The sequence below is a fragment of the Nocardia panacis genome (assembly GCF_003598715.1).
Classification (GTDB): Bacteria; Actinomycetota; Actinomycetes; order Mycobacteriales; family Mycobacteriaceae; genus Nocardia; species Nocardia panacis.
This window is the reverse complement of sequence record NZ_QZFU01000013.1, coordinates 51,991-71,233: the sequence shown is the minus strand read 5'-3', so window position 1 is coordinate 71,233 and position 19,243 is coordinate 51,991. Positions and strand designations below refer to the sequence as shown.

The window sequence follows — 19,243 nt, the reverse complement described above, 5'->3', positions numbered from 1 at the left end:
ATCGGTCATGACGCGTCGCTTGGGTGAGCCGTTTTTCGACGACGCGGCCGGACCGCTGGTCCGCCCCTACGCGGTCACCAGGGGGCGCACCATCGGCACCGGGCACGACCTGGACATGCTCACCGTCGTGGTCGTGGCCAAACCCGCGCCGACACTGCGACGCCCCGAACCCGAGTACGCGGACATCCTGCGGCTGTGCCGCGTGCCGCAATCGGTCGCCGAGGTGGCGGCCGTGATGAAACTCCCCTTGATGGTGACCAAGATCCTCGTCGGCGACCTGATCGGCGAGGGACACCTGATCTTCCGGTCCCCGGTGCAGCCGGAGGCCGGTCCCGGCGATCTGAATGTATTGCGAGCTGTTCTGAATGGCATCCGAAAACTCTGACACTCCACAGTTGGCCGCCTCGGTCAAGATCCTGGTCGCGGGCGGCTTCGGCGTCGGTAAGACGACGATGGTGGCGGCGATCAGCGAGGTCGCGCCGCTGCGCACCGAGGAACTCATCACCGAGGTGAGCACCGGCGTCGACGACCTGTCGGGGGTGGAGCAGAAGGCCACCACCACGGTGGCCCTGGATTTCGGGCGCATCACCATCGATCCAGAACTGGTGCTCTACCTTTTCGGGACGCCGGGGCAGGATCGGTTCTGGTTCCTGTGGGACGAGTTGGCGCGCGGCGCGCTGGGCGCGGTCGTCCTGGCCGACACCCGTCGGCTCGGGAATTCCTTTGCCGCCGTGGACTATTTCGAGCGGCGCGGGCTGCCGTTCCTGGTCGCGGTGAACTGCTTCGACGGCGCGCCCCGCTACACCGTCGACGAGGTCCGCGACGCCATCGACCTCGACCCGCACATTCCGGTGCTGCTGTGCGATGCCCGCAGCCGGGATTCCGCCAAATATGTGTTGATGAGTCTGGTCGAGCATCTGATCGAGCGGGCGGGACGCACCCCGGTGGGGACCTAGAAGTAGTGTAAGTAGTGACCTATATAAGTGTGGCGTGATATTGTGGGGGCGTGGACGAATTCGACGTCCTAAGTGACCCGGTGCGCCGCAGGATTCTGGAACTTCTCGCCGAGGGCGAGATGACCTCGGGTGCTGTCTGTGCGGCGATCAAAGCGGAGTTCGGGATATCCCAGCCTGCCGTCTCGCAGCACTTGCGGGTCCTGCGAGACAACGGTTTCGCGACCGTCCGGCCCGTGGGGACGCAACGCCTTTACGCGGTGAACTCACAATCGCTGCGCGAGGTCGTCGCGTGGCTCGCCCGTTTCGAACAACTGTGGGAACTTCGCTTCGAGACCCTGGCGACCGAACTCGCCGCGGGCAGGCATGGGAACCAACCGCACACAGGCCATCGCGAAGCAACCAAGCCCAAGGAGCATCCCGTGTTCGATTACTTGCAGCAGGTGAAAACGACGCAGCGCTCGGCGGAGATCACCGGGGCCGGTGCGGACCGGCAGTGGACGATCTCGCTGACCAAGGTCTTCGACAGCCCCATCGACGATGTCTGGGACGCCATCACCAACCCGCAGCGTATCCCCCGGTGGTTCCTGCCGATATCGGGGAACCTCGAGGTCGAGGGCCGCTTCCAGCTCGAGAACAACGCGGGCGGCACGATCGAGAAGTGCGATCCCCCCAAGCATTTCGTCGCGACCTGGGAGTACGGCGATCGGGTCTCGCGCATCGATGTGTCGCTCAGCGCCGACTCCGATTCCACCACCAGGGTCCGGCTGCGCCATTCCGGCGCGCTCGACGAGGCGCGTTGGGCCGAATTCGGTCCGGCCGACGCGGGAATCGGCTGGGATCTGGCCCTGGTCGGTCTGGCGCAGCACCTGACATCGGCGACCGGCGAGGTCGACAATCTGATGGGCACCGAACTGTCGCTACGCATGATCGAGGTGAGCGGCGACGGATGGCGGGAGGCGAATATCGGGGCGGGCACCGACAAGGCCGCGGCCGCGGCCGCGGCCGAGCGGACCCGCGCCTTCTACACCGGCATGATGCCCGCGGAATAGGTCGCGCATCGAAAGTTGGTGGGGTGTGGGGGAATCCATACCCCACTTCCGTGTCCGACTCGGCGGGTCGACGCGGGTGCGCACGGGCGCCGGCGCGGTGGCGGTGGTCGAGAGCCTCGATCCGGCGCCGGTGGACGATCTCGCCGAATATCTCGCTCCGTGCCGCGCTCCGTCCCGATCCATTCGCATTTCCTGGATGACGGTCTGGGCACCGCTGGTAGCGGAAGTGATTGCCGAGCGCGGACTTCCGGTGCGCCTGCGACGCTGCGGCCGATCCTGTCCTGCGAACCGACGATTCCGTACATGACGGGCGCGCGGGTGCGCAATGCTATGCCCATGCCACAGATCGATCGATGGCTGGATCCGGCGAACCTCTGGCTGGAGCCTGCCGAATGACCGCGGGCGAGAACCGATCCGAGGGTATCGTTCGCGAATACCTGCTGCTGGGTCTGCGTTTGGGCGCATCGATGGACGGGTTCGTCGACAGTTGGTTCGGGGATCCGGCGCTGACACGAAAGGTCGAGGCCGAATCTCCCGTCGCCCCTGCCGAACTGGCTCGACACGCCACCCGACTGCGTGCCGAACTCCCCGATTCCGGACTGGACCCCACCCGGCAGCGCTATCTGTCGGCGCAGCTCACGGCGCTCGAATGCGCGGCACTGCGCATCGCGGGCACGCGGATGCCTTTTCTGCAGGAGGTGCGCTGCTACTTCGACGTCGACATCAGCGCGGGCGATCCGGGACAGTACGCGGCCGCGCACGACGAACTGGCCGAATTGCTGCCCGGCCGCGGGGATTTGAAAACCAGGCTCGACGCCTACTATGAACGCAATCGAATACCGGCCGACCGGCTCGGGCGCGCCGTGCAGCGCGTCTCCGACGAGTTGCGTCCGCGCGCTCGAGCGCTGTTCGGTCTGCCCGCCGCCGAACGCGTCGACTACGAGGTGGTGCACGGCAAACCGTGGAATGCCTTCAACCGCTATCTGGGTGGCTTCCATTCGAAGGTCGCGCTCGATGATCGGGCGGGTCACGCCATCGCGGCGCTCCCGATTCTGGTGACGCACGAGGCGTATCCGGGGCACCACACCGATCACTGCCTCAAGGAGGCGGGCCTCGTCGTCGAACGCGGCCACGCCGAGCAGCTCATCACCCTGGTGAACACCCCGCAGTGCCTGATCGCGGAGGGGACGGCCGAACGCGCGCACACCGTGCTGCCGGGAGCGGGCTGGGGTGCGTGGGTCGCGGAAATCCTTGCCGCCGAAGGGATCCACAATGACGGGGACCTCGCCGAGCGCGTCCTGACACTGGTGCGGCGGCTGCTGCCCGCCCGCCAGGACGCGGCGATCCTGCTGCACGATCGCGGCGCCGACCCGGACGAGGTCGTCGGCTATCTGGAACGTTGGCTGCTGCTGCCCGACGAACGCGCCCGACACATGGTGGATTTCCTGACCGACCCGCTCTGGCGGGCCTACACCGTCACCTATATCGAGGGCGACCGCCTGGTCGGCGAGTGGCTGGCCGCCCGACCGGCGCACGAGTCCGCCGCCGAACGCTACCTGCGCCTACTGCGGGAACCGTTGCTGCCGTCCGATCTTCGCCGCGAGTTGGGCGAGACGTAGCGCTCAGCGCCTGCCGATCAGCAGGGTCTGGGTGCTTTGACCGAGGCGCCCCTGCGGATCGGACAGTAGACCCTCGACAAGTCCGATGCCGTCGGGTTCGGCATGGGTGAGCGCGTCCAGGCACACCCACTCGCCCACGGGCTCGCGAGTCAGATGCACGGTGAGATCGGTGTTGATGAAGTAGTACTGCTGCCAGGGCAGGACCGAGCTGATGCCGTTGCCGAAGTCGGCGGCGGCCAGGGCGCGCGCCAGCGGGGTCGGCTCGGTGCCCGCCACGACCGGATACCGCAGGCGGAACCAGCACGCGGCCGGGCCGGGACGCTGGAATCCGCCGCTGACGAACCGGAATTCGACACCGGTGTGGAAGCCGACGGGTTGACTGCTCGGGAAGTCGACACCCGGTGTCGCCATTTCCGGTCCGGTTCGGGCGGATGTCGGCTTCGGGACGTCCAATTCGGAGTCGGTCCCGTTCAGCCGCCACGCGCTCGCCCGTAATACCGGTTCACCCCCGGAGCTAGCGGTGGCTTCGAGGAATTCCACACCGCGCCCCGACTCCCCCACCCGCGCACGCGACGGAACCAGTCGGGTCTCGATGCGCAGCGGCGCAATCGGTATCGGTCCGAGCATCTCAACAGTCATGCGTCCCACCCGATATCCGGGACGAGGCTGGTAGCGATCGATCACCTGGCCCAGCAGCGCAGAGGGCGCGCCACCGTGCTGTAGATCCGGAGACCAAGGACCCCTGGTCAGTTCGGTGGCGTGGAAGACGTTCGGGTCCGAATCGTCGGGCAGATAGAAAGCGTCCATAGCGGGGCCGAGCCTAGGCGCTCGATACCGGCCTGCCATGTGTGGCAAGGCATTCAGCCCGCGGGCCAAGCCCTGTCGTCCACCGCGAGCCACGGTTCGCCGACCGCGGATTTCAGTGTCGCGCCGGTGAAGCTGCGGACATCGCGATGGAGATGGGACTGGTCCGCGTAGCCGCTGTCGGCCGCCACCTGCGCGGGCAACTGTCCACGGATCAATCGGTGCATGGCGTGATCGAACCGAACCAGCATGGCGGCGCGCTTGGGTGTGACGCCGATCTGGGCGCTGAAGCGCGACCACAACCGCTGGCGGCTCCATCCGACTGCCGCGGCAAGATGTTCGACGCGGTGCCGACCTCGGCCGACGACGATTTGCCGCCACGCCCAAACGACCTCCCGGTCGGCGCGGCGGTCGTCTCGACACCGCGCCGCCAGCGTCGCCTCGATCAGCGCGAATCTTTCGTGCCAGCCGCGCATTTCGTACAGGCGCTCGCCCAGGCGCGTCGCGTCGCGACCCCAGAGGTCATCGAGAGCGACGATGTTCCCGCTCAACTCGGCCGACGGAACTCCGAGAATGGCGGGCACGGCAACCGGGGACAGGCGCACCTGCACGCATTCGATGGCTTCGACACGCACTGCAGGCGCGGTACCCGCGAGACCGAGCACGAGACTGCCCGAATGGTTTCGACCTGTCGCATCGCGGACGTCGAAGCGGCGGTCACCGAATTCGACGACGAGAGTGACGGCCGGATGCGGAACAGCACGCAGATGTTCGGGGACCGCACTGTCGATACGGAATCCGGCCATATCTACCCCGCGCAGTGCGGGTGGCTGCGATGGTCGCGCGATCTCCCAGGTCACGCCCCGATTGTAGGAGGCGTTGTCGGTGCGGGTGGGCGCTGACATTTCTTCAAGACACACCCCGTTGTCGCCCAGCACAGTGATGGTGTCACGGATCGAACGAAGGAGACCCATGGATGAGACTGCCACCGCCGCTGCGAGATCGGATCGGCGACGACGAATCGGGCCGATGATCGCCGCCGTGTCGGCCGCCCTGTTCGCGGGCGGCACGACCGGTGTCGCGAGCGCCGCGCCGATCGTGTCCCATGAACAAATGGTGGACCTTCCCGATGGCGGCATCCACGTCACCTCCAGCGGGGCGCCCGCCGCCGATGCGGTGGTGCTGGTGCACGGGCTGGCCGGCTCGACCGCATGGTGGGACGCGGTGCTGCCCGCCCTGCAGGATCGATATGTGGTGCGTATCGACCTGCTCGGGCACGGCAAATCGGCTAAACCGGATGGTGGCTACAGCATGGCCGAGCAGGCACGGCGAGTCGGGGTCGTGCTCGACCGACTCGGCGTACGGCACGCGGTCGTTGTCGGACATTCCACCGGCGGATACGTCGCGACCGCACTGGCCGAACAGCGACACGACCTGGTGACGGCACTGGCGTTGATCGACACCGGTCCGCGGCTGGACGCGTTCACCGACAACGGCCCGGCAGGCGACCTGTTACTCAATCCGGCCATAGGGCAACCGCTGTGGCCCCTGCTCCCCAACGTCGCCATTCGGTACTCCCTGAGCAGCGCGTTCACCCGCGATGTGCGAATTCCCGACCAGATCGTCGCCGACGTCCGCGCCATGACTTACCGCAGCCTCACCGCGACATCGAACGCGTCGGACGCGTACCTGCGGGAACGTTCCGAACCGGACCGCGTCGCCGACCTCGGTCTGCCGACCATGGTGGTCTTCGGCGCCCGCGACCGGCGCTGGTCACCAGCCTCCTTCGAGGACTATCGCCGAGTCCCGCGCATCCGGATCGAACCCCTCGACTGCGGTCACACCCCCATGATCGAAGAGCCCGAAGCCACCGGCGCCCTCCTGCGCGACTTCGCCGAACACCACTGACTAGTTGCCCAGTGGGCGCGGGTACGGGCTCCGCATCGACAGGAAGCGGATTTCGAGGTCGCGTTCGAGGTAGTCCATGCGGTGGTCCCAGAAGTCCCGCATGTGCGGGAGGGACAGGTGGCGGTCGAGGTGGTCCTTGGACCGCCACACCTCGTAGAAGACGAAGGTGGACGGGTCGGCGGCGTCTTCGTGGAAGTGGTATTCGAGGGCTCCGTCCTCTTCGCGGGTGGGTGCGACGAAGGAGAGCAGCAGTTCTTTGAGTTCGGCGGCACGTTCCGGTTTGGGGTGGGCGAGGCCCATCAGGGCGAACGGCACGTTGGCAGTAGGTACGGTTTCTGTCATACCTCGGAAGGTAGCCGGGTGTGAGGTACTATGCAAATCGTACCTACGAGGAGGGTGGGCAGTATGGCCGAGGACCAACCGGATCCGGCGGAGATGGAGTTGGGCACCGTGCTGGCGGCATTGGCCGACCGTCACCGGCTCACGGTCGTGCTCGACCTACTGGCCGATGACGAAGGCGCGGAACGGCATTGCAGCTCGTTCGGACTGCCGGTGTCGAAAGCGACTCGCACGCACCACTTTCGGGTGCTACGGCAGGCCGGCCTAATCCGGCAGGTCGATCGGGGCAACAGCAATATGGCCCAGTTGCGCAGAGCCGAACTGGCGCAGCGTTTTCCGGGGCTGATCGAGTTGCTCGCCACCGAGAGCGCGCGACCCTAGGTGAGTTGCCCGGTCGCCGCGAGATCGTCGAACAGCAATTGATCGACCGGTGGCACCAGCGGTCGATCGGCGTAGCCGAACCAGGCCAACTCCTCGATCTCGGTGCTGGCGGTGAGTGTTCCGCGATAGTCGGCGGTGTAGCAGCTCATCCGGACCAGTGGGCCACCGTCGCGTGCCTCGTAGGTGCCCACATGTGCGACGGTGTTCTCGAGGATTTCGACGGTGAGTTCTTCTTTGATCTCGCGTAGCAGCGTCTGGAGATCCGTCTCCGCGCCCTCGCGTTTGCCGCCGGGAATGTAGAAGACCTGCTTCCCGCGCGGACGCGCGCACAGAATCCGCCCGGCCTCCAGGTGCACCCATGCCACGGTGTCGATCAACGCGGGGGACTTGATCGACTCGGCCACCCGCCGCAGCTTACGCGAATCGGACCCGGCTAACCTGGCCCGGTGTATTTGGTCCAGGCTGTCGCCCAGCGCGTACCCGAGCGGATGCTGTCGGTATTCCTGCGGAACGCGGAGTTGCTGAAGTTCCTGACCGTGGGTGGTATCGCATTCGTCACCACCACGGGACTGTTCTTCGGCCTGAAATGGACCGTCCTGCACGGTAAACCATTGACGGCGAATATGGTGGCCACCCTGATCGCGACTGTGCTGTCCTATGTGCTCAATCGCGAATGGGCCTTCACCGCCCGCGGCGGCAGGCAGGGCCGACACGAGGCGGCGCTGTTCTTCCTGGTCGCGGGGATCGGCATGCTGATCACCCAACTCCCACTGGGCGTCTCGCGCTACATCTGCCAACTTCAGGCCCCGCACGTATCCCTGCTGGTCGAGAATATCGCGGACTTCTTCTCCGCGACGATCCTCGGCACCCTGCTCGCCACCGCCTTCCGCTGGTGGGCCATGCGCAAATTCGTCTTCCCGCACCCGGTCGCACCCGAGCCCGAAGCCGTCCCCTCGGCCCCCTAGGAATTCGGGCCGGGCGTTTTGCGGATGCGCAGCGCGGCCCGCAGCCCGGCGGATTCCTCCTCGCTGATCCGGTCCACGAAGTGGCTGAGCACCAGGTCCGGTCGGCCGCCGGAACCCAGGGCCTCGAGCATCAGCTTGGCGCCGTGTTCCTCCCTGGTCATGGTGGGCCAGTATCGGTACGCCTTGCCCGCCCGTTCGCGCTCCAGCCAATCCTTGCGGTGCAGGTTGTCCATGGTGGACATGACGGTGGTGTAGGCGATTTCGCGTTCGGCGCGGAGTTCGTCGTACAGTTCGCGGACCGTGATGGTCTCCGCGTCCCGATCCCAGATGCGATCCATGATCACCGCCTCCAGGTCACCGAATCCACGCACCGCAACGCTCCCTCATCCGATCCCTATCGCGCCACCCTATCGCCGAAATCCCGCTGCTACGTACCGGACTCGTAGATCGGGCGCTGAGGGTCAATGTGTGGACACACGGCGGACCCTGTTGCCGACCTCACCTTTGCGGGCCACCCCGCCTGAGCGAAGTCGGCAACCGCGCGCAAGCGTCGTGCAAGAGCCGAGTAATCCGTCTTCGCCAGGATTGTCACCATGCGTGGATCGACAGTGACAAGACAGTTCGAGACCGGCTCCATCCGGTCGAGCGACGGTACGACGATCGGATATCGCCGGGTCGGGCAGGGGCCTGCGCTGATCCTCGTGCACGGGGCGATGATGACCTCACAGCAGTTCGAGAGACTGGCCGCCGCCCTGGCCGACGAGTTCACGGTGTTCGCACCCGACCGGCGCGGGCGCGGCATGAGCGGCCCCGTCGGCGCGAACTACGGCATCGAGACCGAAATCGGCGACCTCACCGCGCTCGTTCGAGAGACCAACGCCCACAATGTTTTCGGGCTGAGCTCGGGAGCGGTGATCGCCATGGCCGCGGCACTGGCGCTGCCACAGATCCGCAAGCTCGCCCTGTATGAACCGCCGCTGACCGGCGACCACTTCTCTCCGCTCGGGTGGACCGCACGCTACGAACGCGAACTCGCCGAGAACCGCTTGGCCGCCGCATTCGTGTCCGCGCTCAAAGGCACCGGGGACAAACGCAGTGTCGCGTCGTTGCCCCGCGCGCTGCTCGTGCCCGCGATGACACTGGCCCTGCGCCTGGACAAGGGGGAAGAGGGGCGGCCTGCGGTACGGAAGCTCGTCCCGACCGTGCGCTGTGACATCACGGTGCTGCGGAGCACCACCGATATCTGGGATCGATTGGCAGAATTGCGATGCGACACACTGCTCCTCGGTGGTGACAGGAGCATCGCCTACCTACCGGCCGCGCTCGACCAACTACAGGCGACACTCCCCGCCGCCACCCGCGTCACTTTTCCCGACGCCGGGCACACCGCGACCTTCAACGACGAGAAGCCCGAACTGGTCGCCGCAGAACTCCGGCGGTTTCTCACCCGGCGATAGACGTACACCGCGAGTGATCACTGTGGTGTGCAGTATATTTCGGCCGGGGTGGTTGATCGGATGCGCCGAGTCATCGACGATGGTGTGCTATCCCCCGGTACCCAGTTCGAAGGTGAGAAATTTTCCGGCGCTTTCTATCTCGGTCTCGACGCACTCACTACTGATGGTGAGAGGGAACGCGGAGGCTCCGAAAATGCGCGAGGCCGGCTCCCGAATCGGCGGCGGCAGAGATCCGACAATGGATCGAAAGAACGCCCTGTCGCAGACCGAGAACTGCCGTTGCGGCGGCTGACCTCGCATTTCCCCGCCGGTCACTACGGTGACCGGCGGGTTCGTACGTTGTTTTCCCCGGCTGTGAGGGAAGGTCTCGGTGGGGTTCTGTCCTGCGGTTCACGCGTCATCTGAGGGGCATACCGTTCTGGAGAAGCGGCCCCGCTGGATCAGCGCCAACTCCACGTGGTGGTGATCTCCAAGGGATCGCTCGGTGCGACCATGCGCGGCAAAGTGTTCAGACCATTCGGCGGGCCGGATTCAGGTTCCACGCACACCGCGGCCTCCTGCTCGTCATAGACGACTACCCATTCGGTAGGGGAAGAGATGCGCAGTGCCAGAGTGCCCGGCCAGGTGAGAACGACTTCGACACCGCCGGGCATGCCGAAACAGTCGTCCCACGGGCCGGGGCCGGGTGCGACGCGAGCACCGGTGGGCAGATGGTCCGGGCCGCGTTCCTCCTGCCAGCCGGGCGTGAAATCGATGCGGACCGGATCACCGCCCGCCAGTTCACGATTGAACCACGGATGCCAACCGGCCTGCGCCGGAAAGGATTCCGCGGCCGAGTCGACCCGCATGGTCAACGTGAGCGAGTCGGGGGCCAGCGCGACCGACTGGGTGACCCGGCCCCGGAACGGCCACGGATCGGTGAGGTCGTAGCCGAATGCCGCCGTCCGGTCGGTGGTTTCCAGAGTCGTCCACGCCGTATTGCGACCGGTGCCGTGAATGGCGTGCGGCGGACTGTTGATCGGCATCTGGTAGGCGCGGCCGTCGAACTCGAAGCGGCCCAGCGCGATTCGCCCGCACCAAGGAACCATGGGGAAACAGCCGAAGCGTTCGCCCTGGCGCAGCAGTTCGTGGTCGCGCACACGCAGACTGGTCAGACGGCCACCGTTGGCCGGATCGACGGTCAGTTCGGCATCTCCCGCACGCAAGGTGGTGCGCTGCTCGGTCATAGGCCGAGAATACGACGCGGCTACGTTGCAGTGGTGATCGACGCGACGCTGCTACCCCTCACCGATGGCCTACTGACCCTGCGACCACTCTCGCCCCTGGATTCCGGCGGACATTGAGCTGACGGGCTACTGCTCCTCGCCGCGCTGCTCCTGCTGGCGACGCGCCTCGCGGCGCTGCTGTTCGGCGCGTTCGCGCAGGCCGCGCAGGAATTCCGCGTCGTCGTCGGGATTTTGGGCGATGTGGCGGCCCGGTCGATCGTATTCGGTGAACCGGGTGTTCGAGCGGGGCGCGATCTCGCGCACCGGCCTGCCCACGAACAACCACAGCAGCGCGCCGACGGTGGGAATCAGGATGACGACGATCAACCAACCCATCTTCGGCAGATGGCGGATGCCCGCGTCGGGGCAGGTGATGATGTCGATCAGGCAGTACACCCACAGGGCCAGCGTGATCAGGCCCAGTACGGCGTAGGGCACGGCGATACCTCCAACGGTCGCGGACTCGTCCGGCTCGTCGCGGTTCAAAAAAGCTCCCCAGGCCGAACCGGCTCCGGGGCAGCTTAACGGGCCGAACTCAATCCGGCAGCAGTGGGACCGAGAGGCCCTCGCCGCGACCGAGTAGCGCGGCGCGGGTGACGGCGGCGGAGCCGAAGCGTTCACGCAGTCGGTCCAGGGTGGTGTCGAGGGTGTTCTCGGCGCGCTCCTCGAACGGCAGACTCAGTTGGAACGGGTCGGCGTCGGCGAGGTTGGTCAGCGACAGGCCGATCAGGGTCAGCCCGCGGTCGTCGATCAGGGGCATGGCGTCGGCGAGTAGTCGGCGGGCGGCGCCCAACAGGGTAGGTGTGTGGTCGGTAGCCTCTGCCAGGGTGTGCGAACGGGTGGCGCGGGCGAAATCGGCGAAGCGCAGCCGTAACACCACCGTGCGGCTCAGGCGGTCGGCGGCGCGCAGGCGGCGCCCGAGGCGGTCGATGAGTCCGTGCAGATACGCCTCGATCTCGTCGGGTTCGCGGTGCCGGACACCGAGGGCGCGCTGCGCGCCGATCGAGCGGCGACGGCGACCCGTCTCGACCCGGCGCGGGTCACGAGCCCATGCCAGGGCGTACAGGTGGCGGGCCGCGCCGGGACCGAGCAGCGCCCGCAGCGGCGACTCCCCGAGCTCGGCCAACTGCCCGACCTTGGTGATGCCGTGCTCGTGCAGCGTCCTGGCGGTGACTTCGCCTACACCCCAAAGTCTTTCGACCGGCAGCGGATGCAGGAACTCGAGTTCGCCACCCGCCGGAACCAGCCGCAATCCATCGGGTTTGGCGACGGCGCTGGCCACCTTCGCCAGAAATTTGGTGCGCGCGATACCGACCGAGATCGGCAGCCCCACTTCGGTTCTGACCTGTTCACGCAACCGTCGCGCAATCATCTCGGGTTCCCCCGCGATCCGCCGCAGCCCCCGCACATCCAGGAATGCCTCATCGATCGAGATGCCCTCGACCACCGGCGTGGTGTCGCGAAAGACCTCGAACACCTTCCGGCTCGCCTCCGCGTACGCCGCCATGCGCGGCGGCACCACGATCGCCTGCGGACACAGCCGCCGCGCCAGCCGACCGTTCATCGGTGTCCGCACCCCGAACGCCTTGGCCTCATAGCTCGCCGCCAGCACCACCCCGCCGCCCACGATCACCGGCCGCCCCCGCAATCGAGGATCGTCCCGCTGCTCCACCGAAGCGTAGAACGAATCGAGATCCGCATGCAGGATCGACGCCTCGGCCCGTGTGGCAATCCGTTCGCTATCCCTGGACACGAACATATGTTCGCATGGATCGCAGTTCATGCGCGTCGAACTTCTCGGTGGGTTGCTCGGGCACAAGAGCGGAGCCTCCGTGTCGGTGGGCTTGTCTACGCTGCCGTGCATGGCCCGTTCCCGAATCAGACCGCACCACACTCCTGACGGCCCTTTCGCTTTCGAGTTGGTCGGCACCGACGCTGCTGAGCTGAACGTCCCTTTGCTATTCGGGGCCTCGCGGCCCGGCGATGATGGGCTCTCGCCGGTGGGGATGGTGTGAGAAGTGTTCAGACTCGATGGCGAGGTAGGTGTCTCCTGCAGCCAGATCTATGTCGAGAGTGCCCCTGGGGGCACCCCGCCCATGCATGAGGCGTTCGCCGGACAGAACTCAGGACTGTGCGGCGCCGCGGTGCCCGGCGCACTTTTCCTGCACACCGGGTTGCACACCGGCGACGTCGGCTTCACCGTCGAAGTGCGCGGCCAGGCTCCCCCGCTGGATCCGGCATGGGAGGACGTGGTGGAGGTCTCCTTCTACCCGCTCTCGGATCAGAGCTTCCTGGTGCAGTGGGCAGGCGAGGACTCCTGGGAACTGGACTTGAAAGAAGGTCTCGACTATCGGGTGCGGTACTGCGCGCAGGGCATGGACCGGGCACGAGAGAAGGACGTCAGACTCGACGATGAGCCAGTACTGGACCGATACCTCCTACAGTTCTGGCCCGCCCCGCCCGAACCGGACCGCATAGTGCGCCAGACCTCGCAGGACGCGGCCTACTCCCATGACTGGGTCCGCAGGCAACCCGATGCCGAATTCCGCGTGCGGGCCATCATGGCCCAACGACGGGCACACCTCACCCCCGAGGGCGACGAATCGTTTCGCGACGCCGAATCTCCAAGCCCGAGCGCCGATATGGCGGTCATCTCCCGCGAGGCCGATCCGGGGTCCGTCCGCGAGCAGTTGACATCGCTGAGCTCCTATCCCGCCGCACTGCCCTGGGATTGGGTCGCTGCCTTCGACACCGAACATGCCCCCGACCATCACATCGGTTACCTTCAAGCATTCCTCGAAGAGATCGGTGAGCGCGCCTTCGCCCTCGGCACTGTCCTGGCGTCGCTGGAATCGGGGCCGGACTACTACCTGGCCTTCGTGACACCGACCGAGTTCGAACACCTCTCGCGGCTTCTCACCGCGCACCGGATGAACGCTGAAAGCGTGCGGCATGGCCGCTGGACACCACGCGCGAGCCCGGAACAGATCGCGATCAGCGCCTGGGCCAAAGCCAACGCCCACAGGCTCGGTGCCGGCCAAGGGGTACCGATCACGATCATCGAAGCACCCGAGGCCGCCGAACCGGACCGGCTCACCTAACGCGTTCGGCGCCTGGAAGTTCTCGCCCGCTATCCGGTCGTAGCCGAGATTTTCCAGGCTGCCCGCGGCGGCCCAATCCCGCTCTAGAATTCCGAGCGCCTCTTGCGCTCCTGCTCGCGATGCTTGTCGTCTTCGGCGCTCTGCTCGCGCTGCTTGCGCTGTTTGTCTTGCTCATCGCTGCGCTCACGTGCGAGGCGTTGTGCGCGCTCGGAGATGGTCTCGCCGCTGGCATTCCACGAGAGCAAGGTTGCACCCGCCCCGCAGTCCTGACTGAATGTCACGGTGTCGGCCGGGGCGATCGGAAACTCGGGTTCGTGCAGTATCCGCAAATTGCTGCACAGGGCGGTCATGGTTGCGGTGGCGGCTTCGGCAGCGGTATTGGTGCAGGTGACTTCGAGGCGCGAAGCGATCGGCACCGGAACGCAGTTCACCCTGTCCCCCGGCGCGGCGTGCGCGAACGGCGTCGCGAGCATTGTTCCCGCGGCCGCGGCGACGGCAACCAATCCTGCGTGTACCGACCGACGAATTCGCATGGGCAATCTCCAGGGCGCGTGTCCGCCGAGCAACGGTTCCACTCGGCCTGCACGGTCATCCTGCCGGCTCGGGCCGATACCGGCGTACCCGAATTCCCACCGAAGAATAGTCGGACATACCCCTGGTCAGTTGTTGGCGGCGTCATGATCGGTTCGGCGTTCGGTCACGAGGGCGGCGAATCCGTCGAGGTGGCGGGCAAGGCTGTATTCGAGGAGTCCGTCCAGGTCTGCCACGGTGTCTTCGGGGACTGCCGCGAGTAGTGGGAATCGTCCGCCGCTGCGGAGTTCGGCGGTGGGTGTGCGCTGCATCGCCCGCCACCGGTCGAGGGTGACGCCGGTGTTGCGTTCGGCTTCGGCTTCCTCGGCCAGGGACAGCGCGAGGGTGGCTACCAGGGCGTGCAGGGTGAGTGCTTCGCGGAATCGGGTAACTATCGGCAGCCCGAGTCCGTCGAGTGCGCGGAGTGTCCATTCGGTGTGGGCCATCATGTTGGGCACGAGCAGGGGGCGGGTGAACGAGACCGCCCCGGGTAGCCACATGTGCCTGCGGCATAGCTGCCAGTGCAGGCGGGCGATCAGTTCGAGCTTGGCGCGCCACCCGTGTGGCCCCGGCTCGGGCAGGTTCGCTTCGCCGAAGACCTCGTCGGCCATCTGGGTCAGAAGTTCGTCTTTGTTCGCCACGTGCCGGTACAGCGACATGGGGCCGACGCCGAGGTGTGCCGCGAGGCGCCGCATCGTCACCGCGTCGAGTCCCTCGACGTCGGCGATCGCGATCGCAGCGCGGAGGATGTGCCGACGGTTCATCGCGTCGTGGGGTGTCCGGGCGGCGCGCGGCGCCGGTGGCGCGGCCGGGATTTCCGACGCCTCGCGGTCACCGGGTGTGCTGACCACGGTGCCGGACCCGACCTTCGTTTCGACCAGTCCCTCGTCTCGAAGCGTCGCTATCACCCGTGTCGCGGTCGCGATCGCGACGCCCCACCGCTGAGTGATGCGCCGTACGGAGGGCACCCGGTCCCCTGGTTGTAGTTCGCCGGTCGTGATCCGGTGGCGGATCTCTTCGGCAATCGCCCGGTAGGGCGGGTCTGTCCGCTGTGTTGATGACAATCCGCGGCCTCCGATCTGTGCGCCGAGCACTCCGCATCTTCCATCAGTGTACTAGTCCAATTCCGGGTGAACTAGGGGACTTCTTTTGCTATCACATGGCATCTACCTGGCTGAAACAGCTACATTCTCGATGATCGGATACGACGTACGCATGTGCATGTACGACTTCGACAGCCACGTCGTATCGCGTGCCGTCGTCTCCTGCGACACAGGAGGAAGGAAACCATGAGAAATCGGAGCATCCTCGTCTCCGGCGCCGGGATCGCCGGGCCGACATTGGCGTATTGGTTGCACAGGTCCGGGTTCCGCGTCACCGTGGTCGAGCGCGCGCACGCGCCGCGTAGCGGTGGTCAGGCTGTCGATATCCGTGGGACCGCCCGCCAGGTGGCCGAGCGGATGGGCATCGTCGCGGAGGTCCGCGGGGCACACACCGGTGCGCGCGGGATGGCGTTCGTGGATCGCCACGGCAAGCGGGTGGCGACGTTGAGTACCGCGGTGTACGGGGATTCGGGCGGCCCGATCGCGGAGATGGCGATCCGGCGCACGGATCTGGCGCGGATCCTGTACAGGGCCACCCGCGACGATGTCGAGTATGTCTTCGGCGATTCGATCACCGCGGTCGAACAGGACGACGACGGTGTCCGCGTCGAGTTCGAGACGGGCGGGACCCGGCGGTTCGACCTTCTGGTCGGCGCGGACGGTGTGCACTCCACGGTTCGTCGGCTGGTGTTCGGGCCGCCCGAACGCTACCTGCGTGACCTCGGCTGCTACATAGCGCTGTTCACCACCACCACGACCGTGGATCTCGACGGCTGGCAACTGATGTACACCACACCCGCCGGAGCCGGCAGGCCCGGCAGAACGGTCGGCCTGGGTCCGCAACCGACACCCGACGCTGTGTTGGCCGGATTCTTTCTGCGTTCGCCCGTCCTGCGCTACGACCGGCGCGATATCGACGAGCAGAAACGGATCGTGGTGCGCGCCTTCGAAACAGACGCGTGGGAAACCCCCCGGATCCTGTCCACAATCCGGGACTCGCCCGATTTCTACTTCGACCGGGTCGGCCAGGTCCACGTGGACACCTGGTCGCGTCACCGGACGGTGCTGCTCGGCGATGCCGCCTACTGCGCCTCACCGATGTCGGGCATCGGCACCAGCCTGGCCATGGTCGGCGCCTACATTCTGGCCGGCGAACTCGCCGCGGCCGAGGGCGACCCCCGCCACGCCTTTCCCGCGTATCAGCGGAAGATGCGCGACTTCGCCGGCCGAGCCCAGCACTTCGCGCGCGGTGCGGGCGACAGCGGCCTGATGCCCGATTCGCAGGCACAGTTGTGGCTGCGCAACGTGTCTGTCCGGATGATGCCCTTCCTACCTCGCCGCTTGATCGGCCACGGCATGGAAAAGCTCGCCAACATCGTCGAACTCGACGACTACACCACGGTGAAAACCGAACCCTGACAACCGATACCGAGGAGATAGACATGCAGCGGGTAAGTACGTTCCTGTGGTTCGACGGGCGCGCCGAGGAAGCCGCCGACCACTACACCGGGGCGTTTGCCGACGCCAAGATCCTCGATACCCAACGCGCCCTCGACGGCGGTGTCTCGACCGTCACCTTCGAGCTGGCCGGACAGCGCTACATCGCCTACAACGGTGGGCCGGAACTCTCCTTCACCGGCGCCGCGATCTCGCCCCACGTCGAATGCGACACCCAAGACGAGATCGATACTCTGTGGGCGGCCCTCACCGACGGCGGCCGAGAAGGGCCGGGCGGTTCGCTGACCGACCGCTTCGGAGTGACCTGGCAGATCCTCCCGACAACCCTGCGCAAACTGCTGGACAACTCCGAACCCGAGGCAGCAGGCCGGGTCCTGACCGCGCTGCACGCAATGACGAGAATCGACATCCAAATCTTGATCGACGCGCACGACCAACCTTGCCTTTGAGGTGGCCCTTCGCGCGGGCCTCGGCCATGCCTTTCACGGGCATATTCTCAATGCTTCGGGACGACGGGAGGCGCACCGCATGGTTCTTACCTGCGCCGCGCGCATTGGTAGCCTTTGAGCCGCAGACAGATTTGCTGGAATGCTCGACGGCCCCTCCGGACAGGAGCGCTCCGCTATGTCACCGCGTACTCCGATGCTGCGAATGGTGCAGCGCACGGTCACCGAATACATGGTCGCCGAGCGGCTTGGGATCCCGGTAGACGAGGTTCGTGCGCCGATCTTCGACCGCCGCACATTGCTGAAGGCCGGTGTGGGGGCAGCGGTATTCGCCGGTCTGGCTGGACGGCAACCGGCCGTCGCCCAGTCCCTCGGCCCGGACACACCGCGGATCGCGATCATCGGTGCCGGTATCGCCGGACTGAATGCCGCGCTGACGCTCGCCGATGCGGGCATCGCGGCCACGGTGTACGAGGCGCGGGGCCGGGTGGGTGGCCGCATGTTCTCCGAGCGCGAGTATTGGGATGGCGGTCAGGTCAGCGAGTACGGTGGGGAGGGGGTCGACAGCGATCACCACACGATACGAAATTTGTGTTCCCGCTTCGGGATACCGCTGGTGGATACCCTGTCCGCGGCGCCTGCGGGTAGTTCGCCGGTGCTGTATTTCGACGGCGGCTACGTTCCGCGCGACAAATTCATCGCCGACTTCGAGCCGGTGTTTCGGGCGTTGCAGGTCGATGCCGCCGCCTGCCCCGCCACACCGACCTGGAACAGCGCCACGCCCGCGGGTATCGCGCTGAGCACCATGTCCTTGACCGAATGGATCGCCACTCGCGTTCCCGGTGGCTATTCCAATTGGATCGCACGGCTTTTCGACGACGCCTATGTGGTGGAGTACGGAATGCCGACCGCCGATCAGACCGCACTGAATCTGGTTTCGATGATGAAAACCCAGAAGTCCCTCGATGATCCGCGGGCATGGGGCAATTCCGATGAGCAGTACAAGATCTCGGGCGGCAGTCAGCGGCTGCCGCGGGCGATCGCCGAAGCACTTCCGGACGGGGCGATTCGGTACGAATGGCGACTGGAGGCCATCGTTCGCGATTCCGATGGCGGTCAGACGCTGATCTTCGACGATGCGGGCACCCGCCGCACGGTGCGGGCCGACCACACCATCCTGGCCGTGCCGGTCGGCGTGCTGAAGCATATCGACTACAGCGCAGCAGGTTTCGACCCGCGCATGACCGGCGTGATCGATGCGTTGCCGATGAGCACCAGCACCAAGCTGAATATGCAGTTCACCTCGCGGCCGTGGGTGGGGCGCGGGCAGTGGCCGGGAGTGTCGAACGGAGCGAGCTTCACCGATGTCGGCTATCAGGCGATCTGGGACGCCACTGCGGGCCAACCCGGTAAGCAGGGCATCGCGATCCAGTACGGTGGCGGGCTCGACGCGCGGGGTTTCGCACCTCCGTCGGCCTTCCCTACCGCCGCCGACCTCGCGGTTCGCACCCGCGTCGGCACCGTACTGGCACAATTCGAGCGGGTGGTGCCCGGCATCGGCACGCTGTGGAACGGCCGGGCGACACTGTCGGCGTGGCATGCGGATCCACTCGCCAACGGCGCCTACAGCGCCATGCCGACCAACTACAGCCACCGCTTCTTCGGCTATGAGGGCGCACGCCAGGGCAATATTCACTTCGCGGGCGAGCACACCTCGTCGGAGTCGCAGGGCTACATGAACGGCGGCGCCGAATCCGGCGCCCGTGCCGCGCGGGAGATCCTGTCCGACCTCGGCCGATGAGCCAGCGCTTTCGCCGAGATA

The 19,243-nt window shown here is 66.4% G+C and carries 22 protein-coding genes and 1 pseudogene; 13 read left to right on the top strand and 10 right to left on the bottom strand.

The annotated features are described in order from the left end of the window. Positions 1-7: 7 nt before the first annotated feature. From D5S18_RS05305 to D5S18_RS05285, 5 genes and pseudogenes are all read left to right on the top strand, one after another. Positions 8-385: a DUF742 domain-containing protein gene (locus D5S18_RS05305; RefSeq protein WP_120038613.1), complete on the top strand. Its 378-nt coding sequence runs from the start codon at positions 8-10 to the stop codon at positions 383-385. Continuing rightward, entirely contained in the window at positions 366-956 is a 591-nt protein-coding gene (locus D5S18_RS05300) for a GTP-binding protein (RefSeq protein WP_120038611.1), read from the top strand. Before D5S18_RS05305 ends, D5S18_RS05300 begins: the two co-directional genes overlap by 20 nt. A 50-nt stretch (positions 957-1,006) precedes the next feature. Then, positions 1,007-1,354 (top strand): annotated as a pseudogene (locus tag D5S18_RS35565) (ArsR/SmtB family transcription factor); the annotation flags it as partial. Positions 1,355-1,375: 21 nt separating this feature from the next. Next, positions 1,376-2,005: an SRPBCC family protein gene (locus D5S18_RS35560; protein WP_239003570.1), complete on the top strand. Its 630-nt coding sequence runs from the start codon at positions 1,376-1,378 to the stop codon at positions 2,003-2,005. 392 nt (positions 2,006-2,397) lie between these two features. After that, the gene (locus D5S18_RS05285; protein ID WP_120038605.1) at positions 2,398-3,624 is read left to right on the top strand and encodes a DUF885 domain-containing protein; all 1,227 of its coding nucleotides are present in this window, start codon (positions 2,398-2,400) and stop codon (positions 3,622-3,624) included. Positions 3,625-3,627: 3 nt separating this feature from the next. On the opposite strand, the gene D5S18_RS05280 is transcribed toward D5S18_RS05285, so the two are convergent. After that, complete coding sequence (locus D5S18_RS05280; protein ID WP_120038603.1) at positions 3,628-4,431, bottom strand: thioesterase family protein; 804 nt, start codon at positions 4,429-4,431, stop codon at positions 3,628-3,630. A gap of 53 nt (positions 4,432-4,484) precedes the next feature. Next, entirely contained in the window at positions 4,485-5,288 is an 804-nt protein-coding gene (locus D5S18_RS05275; RefSeq protein WP_239003555.1) for a helix-turn-helix domain-containing protein, read from the bottom strand. Positions 5,289-5,400: 112 nt separating this feature from the next. Between D5S18_RS05275 and D5S18_RS05270 the strand changes: the two genes are divergently transcribed. Further along, on the top strand, positions 5,401-6,336 hold the full coding sequence (locus D5S18_RS05270; RefSeq protein ID WP_239003554.1) for an alpha/beta fold hydrolase: 936 nt from the start codon (positions 5,401-5,403) through the stop codon (positions 6,334-6,336). On the opposite strand, the gene D5S18_RS05265 is transcribed toward D5S18_RS05270, so the two are convergent. Beyond that, complete coding sequence (locus D5S18_RS05265) at positions 6,337-6,678, bottom strand: putative quinol monooxygenase (RefSeq protein ID WP_120038601.1); 342 nt, start codon at positions 6,676-6,678, stop codon at positions 6,337-6,339. Positions 6,679-6,741: 63 nt separating this feature from the next. Between D5S18_RS05265 and D5S18_RS05260 the strand changes: the two genes are divergently transcribed. Further along, positions 6,742-7,056, top strand: a complete 315-nt coding sequence (locus D5S18_RS05260; protein WP_120038598.1) for an ArsR/SmtB family transcription factor — start codon at positions 6,742-6,744, stop codon at positions 7,054-7,056. Here D5S18_RS05260 and D5S18_RS05255 read toward each other — a convergent pair. Further along, positions 7,053-7,460, bottom strand: coding sequence for an NUDIX hydrolase (locus D5S18_RS05255; RefSeq protein WP_239003553.1), 408 nt, complete (start codon positions 7,458-7,460; stop codon positions 7,053-7,055). The two genes, D5S18_RS05260 and D5S18_RS05255, sit on opposite strands and share 4 nt — an antisense overlap. Positions 7,461-7,502: 42 nt before the next feature. Here D5S18_RS05255 and D5S18_RS05250 point away from each other — a divergent pair, with 42 nt between their 5' ends. Then, entirely contained in the window at positions 7,503-8,021 is a 519-nt protein-coding gene (locus tag D5S18_RS05250; protein WP_120038596.1) for a GtrA family protein, read from the top strand. Here D5S18_RS05250 and D5S18_RS05245 read toward each other — a convergent pair. Then, positions 8,018-8,392 carry a BlaI/MecI/CopY family transcriptional regulator gene (locus D5S18_RS05245; protein WP_282434824.1) on the bottom strand — a complete coding sequence of 125 codons (375 nt, stop codon included), beginning with the start codon at positions 8,390-8,392 and terminating at the stop codon, positions 8,018-8,020. The two genes, D5S18_RS05250 and D5S18_RS05245, sit on opposite strands and share 4 nt — an antisense overlap. A gap of 237 nt (positions 8,393-8,629) precedes the next feature. Here D5S18_RS05245 and D5S18_RS05240 point away from each other — a divergent pair, with 237 nt between their 5' ends. Beyond that, positions 8,630-9,478 carry an alpha/beta fold hydrolase gene (locus D5S18_RS05240; protein ID WP_203236599.1) on the top strand — a complete coding sequence of 283 codons (849 nt, stop codon included), beginning with the start codon at positions 8,630-8,632 and terminating at the stop codon, positions 9,476-9,478. Between the two features lie 440 nt (positions 9,479-9,918). Here D5S18_RS05240 and D5S18_RS05235 read toward each other — a convergent pair whose 3' ends face one another. The 3 genes from D5S18_RS05235 to dinB all read right to left on the bottom strand — a co-directional run bounded on the left by D5S18_RS05235 (position 9,919) and on the right by dinB (position 12,502). Continuing rightward, positions 9,919-10,704 carry an aldose epimerase family protein gene (locus D5S18_RS05235; RefSeq protein ID WP_120038592.1) on the bottom strand — a complete coding sequence of 262 codons (786 nt, stop codon included), beginning with the start codon at positions 10,702-10,704 and terminating at the stop codon, positions 9,919-9,921. Between the two features lie 126 nt (positions 10,705-10,830). Then, a complete protein-coding gene (locus D5S18_RS05230) occupies positions 10,831-11,181 on the bottom strand; it encodes a PLD nuclease N-terminal domain-containing protein (protein WP_120038828.1) in 351 nt (116 codons plus the stop codon). A 97-nt stretch (positions 11,182-11,278) separates the two neighbouring features. Further along, complete coding sequence (gene dinB / locus D5S18_RS05225; protein WP_120038590.1) at positions 11,279-12,502, bottom strand: DNA polymerase IV; 1,224 nt, start codon at positions 12,500-12,502, stop codon at positions 11,279-11,281. A gap of 259 nt (positions 12,503-12,761) precedes the next feature. On the opposite strand from dinB, the gene D5S18_RS35230 reads away from it, so the two are divergent. Next, positions 12,762-13,844: a hypothetical protein gene (locus tag D5S18_RS35230; RefSeq protein ID WP_203236598.1), complete on the top strand. Its 1,083-nt coding sequence runs from the start codon at positions 12,762-12,764 to the stop codon at positions 13,842-13,844. An 83-nt stretch (positions 13,845-13,927) separates the two neighbouring features. Here the strand turns inward: D5S18_RS35230 and D5S18_RS05210 are convergent, their stop codons facing one another. Further along, complete coding sequence (locus tag D5S18_RS05210; RefSeq protein ID WP_147403851.1) at positions 13,928-14,317, bottom strand: hypothetical protein; 390 nt, start codon at positions 14,315-14,317, stop codon at positions 13,928-13,930. A gap of 186 nt (positions 14,318-14,503) precedes the next feature. Beyond that, complete coding sequence (locus D5S18_RS05205) at positions 14,504-15,508, bottom strand: GntR family transcriptional regulator (protein ID WP_239003552.1); 1,005 nt, start codon at positions 15,506-15,508, stop codon at positions 14,504-14,506. A gap of 195 nt (positions 15,509-15,703) precedes the next feature. Between D5S18_RS05205 and D5S18_RS05200 the strand changes: the two genes are divergently transcribed. The 3 genes from D5S18_RS05200 to D5S18_RS05190 all read left to right on the top strand — a co-directional run bounded on the left by D5S18_RS05200 (position 15,704) and on the right by D5S18_RS05190 (position 19,222). Continuing rightward, on the top strand, positions 15,704-16,936 hold the full coding sequence (locus D5S18_RS05200) for an FAD-dependent monooxygenase (RefSeq protein WP_120038584.1): 1,233 nt from the start codon (positions 15,704-15,706) through the stop codon (positions 16,934-16,936). A 23-nt stretch (positions 16,937-16,959) separates the two neighbouring features. After that, positions 16,960-17,424, top strand: coding sequence for a VOC family protein (locus D5S18_RS05195; protein WP_120038582.1), 465 nt, complete (start codon positions 16,960-16,962; stop codon positions 17,422-17,424). A gap of 202 nt (positions 17,425-17,626) precedes the next feature. Beyond that, complete coding sequence (locus D5S18_RS05190) at positions 17,627-19,222, top strand: flavin monoamine oxidase family protein (RefSeq protein ID WP_158607801.1); 1,596 nt, start codon at positions 17,627-17,629, stop codon at positions 19,220-19,222. The last annotated feature ends 21 nt before the right edge of the window (positions 19,223-19,243 follow it).

Bases quoted from the DNA above. Each gene is read 5' to 3' on its own strand.
- D5S18_RS05305 (WP_120038613.1), top strand. From the start codon at position 8: ATGACGCGTCGCTTGGGTGAGCCGTTTTTCGACGACGCGGCCGGACCG.
- D5S18_RS05300 (WP_120038611.1), top strand. From the start codon at position 366: ATGGCATCCGAAAACTCTGACACTCCACAGTTGGCCGCCTCGGTCAAG.
- D5S18_RS05285 (WP_120038605.1), top strand. From the start codon at position 2,398: ATGACCGCGGGCGAGAACCGATCCGAGGGTATCGTTCGCGAATACCTG.
- D5S18_RS05280 (WP_120038603.1), bottom strand. From the start codon at position 4,431: ATGGACGCTTTCTATCTGCCCGACGATTCGGACCCGAACGTCTTCCAC.
- D5S18_RS05270 (WP_239003554.1), top strand. From the start codon at position 5,401: ATGGATGAGACTGCCACCGCCGCTGCGAGATCGGATCGGCGACGACGA.
- D5S18_RS05265 (WP_120038601.1), bottom strand. From the start codon at position 6,678: ATGACAGAAACCGTACCTACTGCCAACGTGCCGTTCGCCCTGATGGGC.
- D5S18_RS05260 (WP_120038598.1), top strand. From the start codon at position 6,742: ATGGCCGAGGACCAACCGGATCCGGCGGAGATGGAGTTGGGCACCGTG.
- D5S18_RS05235 (WP_120038592.1), bottom strand. From the start codon at position 10,704: ATGACCGAGCAGCGCACCACCTTGCGTGCGGGAGATGCCGAACTGACC.
- dinB (WP_120038590.1), bottom strand. From the start codon at position 12,502: ATGTTCGTGTCCAGGGATAGCGAACGGATTGCCACACGGGCCGAGGCG.
- D5S18_RS05210 (WP_147403851.1), bottom strand. From the start codon at position 14,317: ATGCTCGCGACGCCGTTCGCGCACGCCGCGCCGGGGGACAGGGTGAAC.
- D5S18_RS05200 (WP_120038584.1), top strand. From the start codon at position 15,704: ATGAGAAATCGGAGCATCCTCGTCTCCGGCGCCGGGATCGCCGGGCCG.
- D5S18_RS05195 (WP_120038582.1), top strand. From the start codon at position 16,960: ATGCAGCGGGTAAGTACGTTCCTGTGGTTCGACGGGCGCGCCGAGGAA.
- D5S18_RS05190 (WP_158607801.1), top strand. From the start codon at position 17,627: ATGGTGCAGCGCACGGTCACCGAATACATGGTCGCCGAGCGGCTTGGG.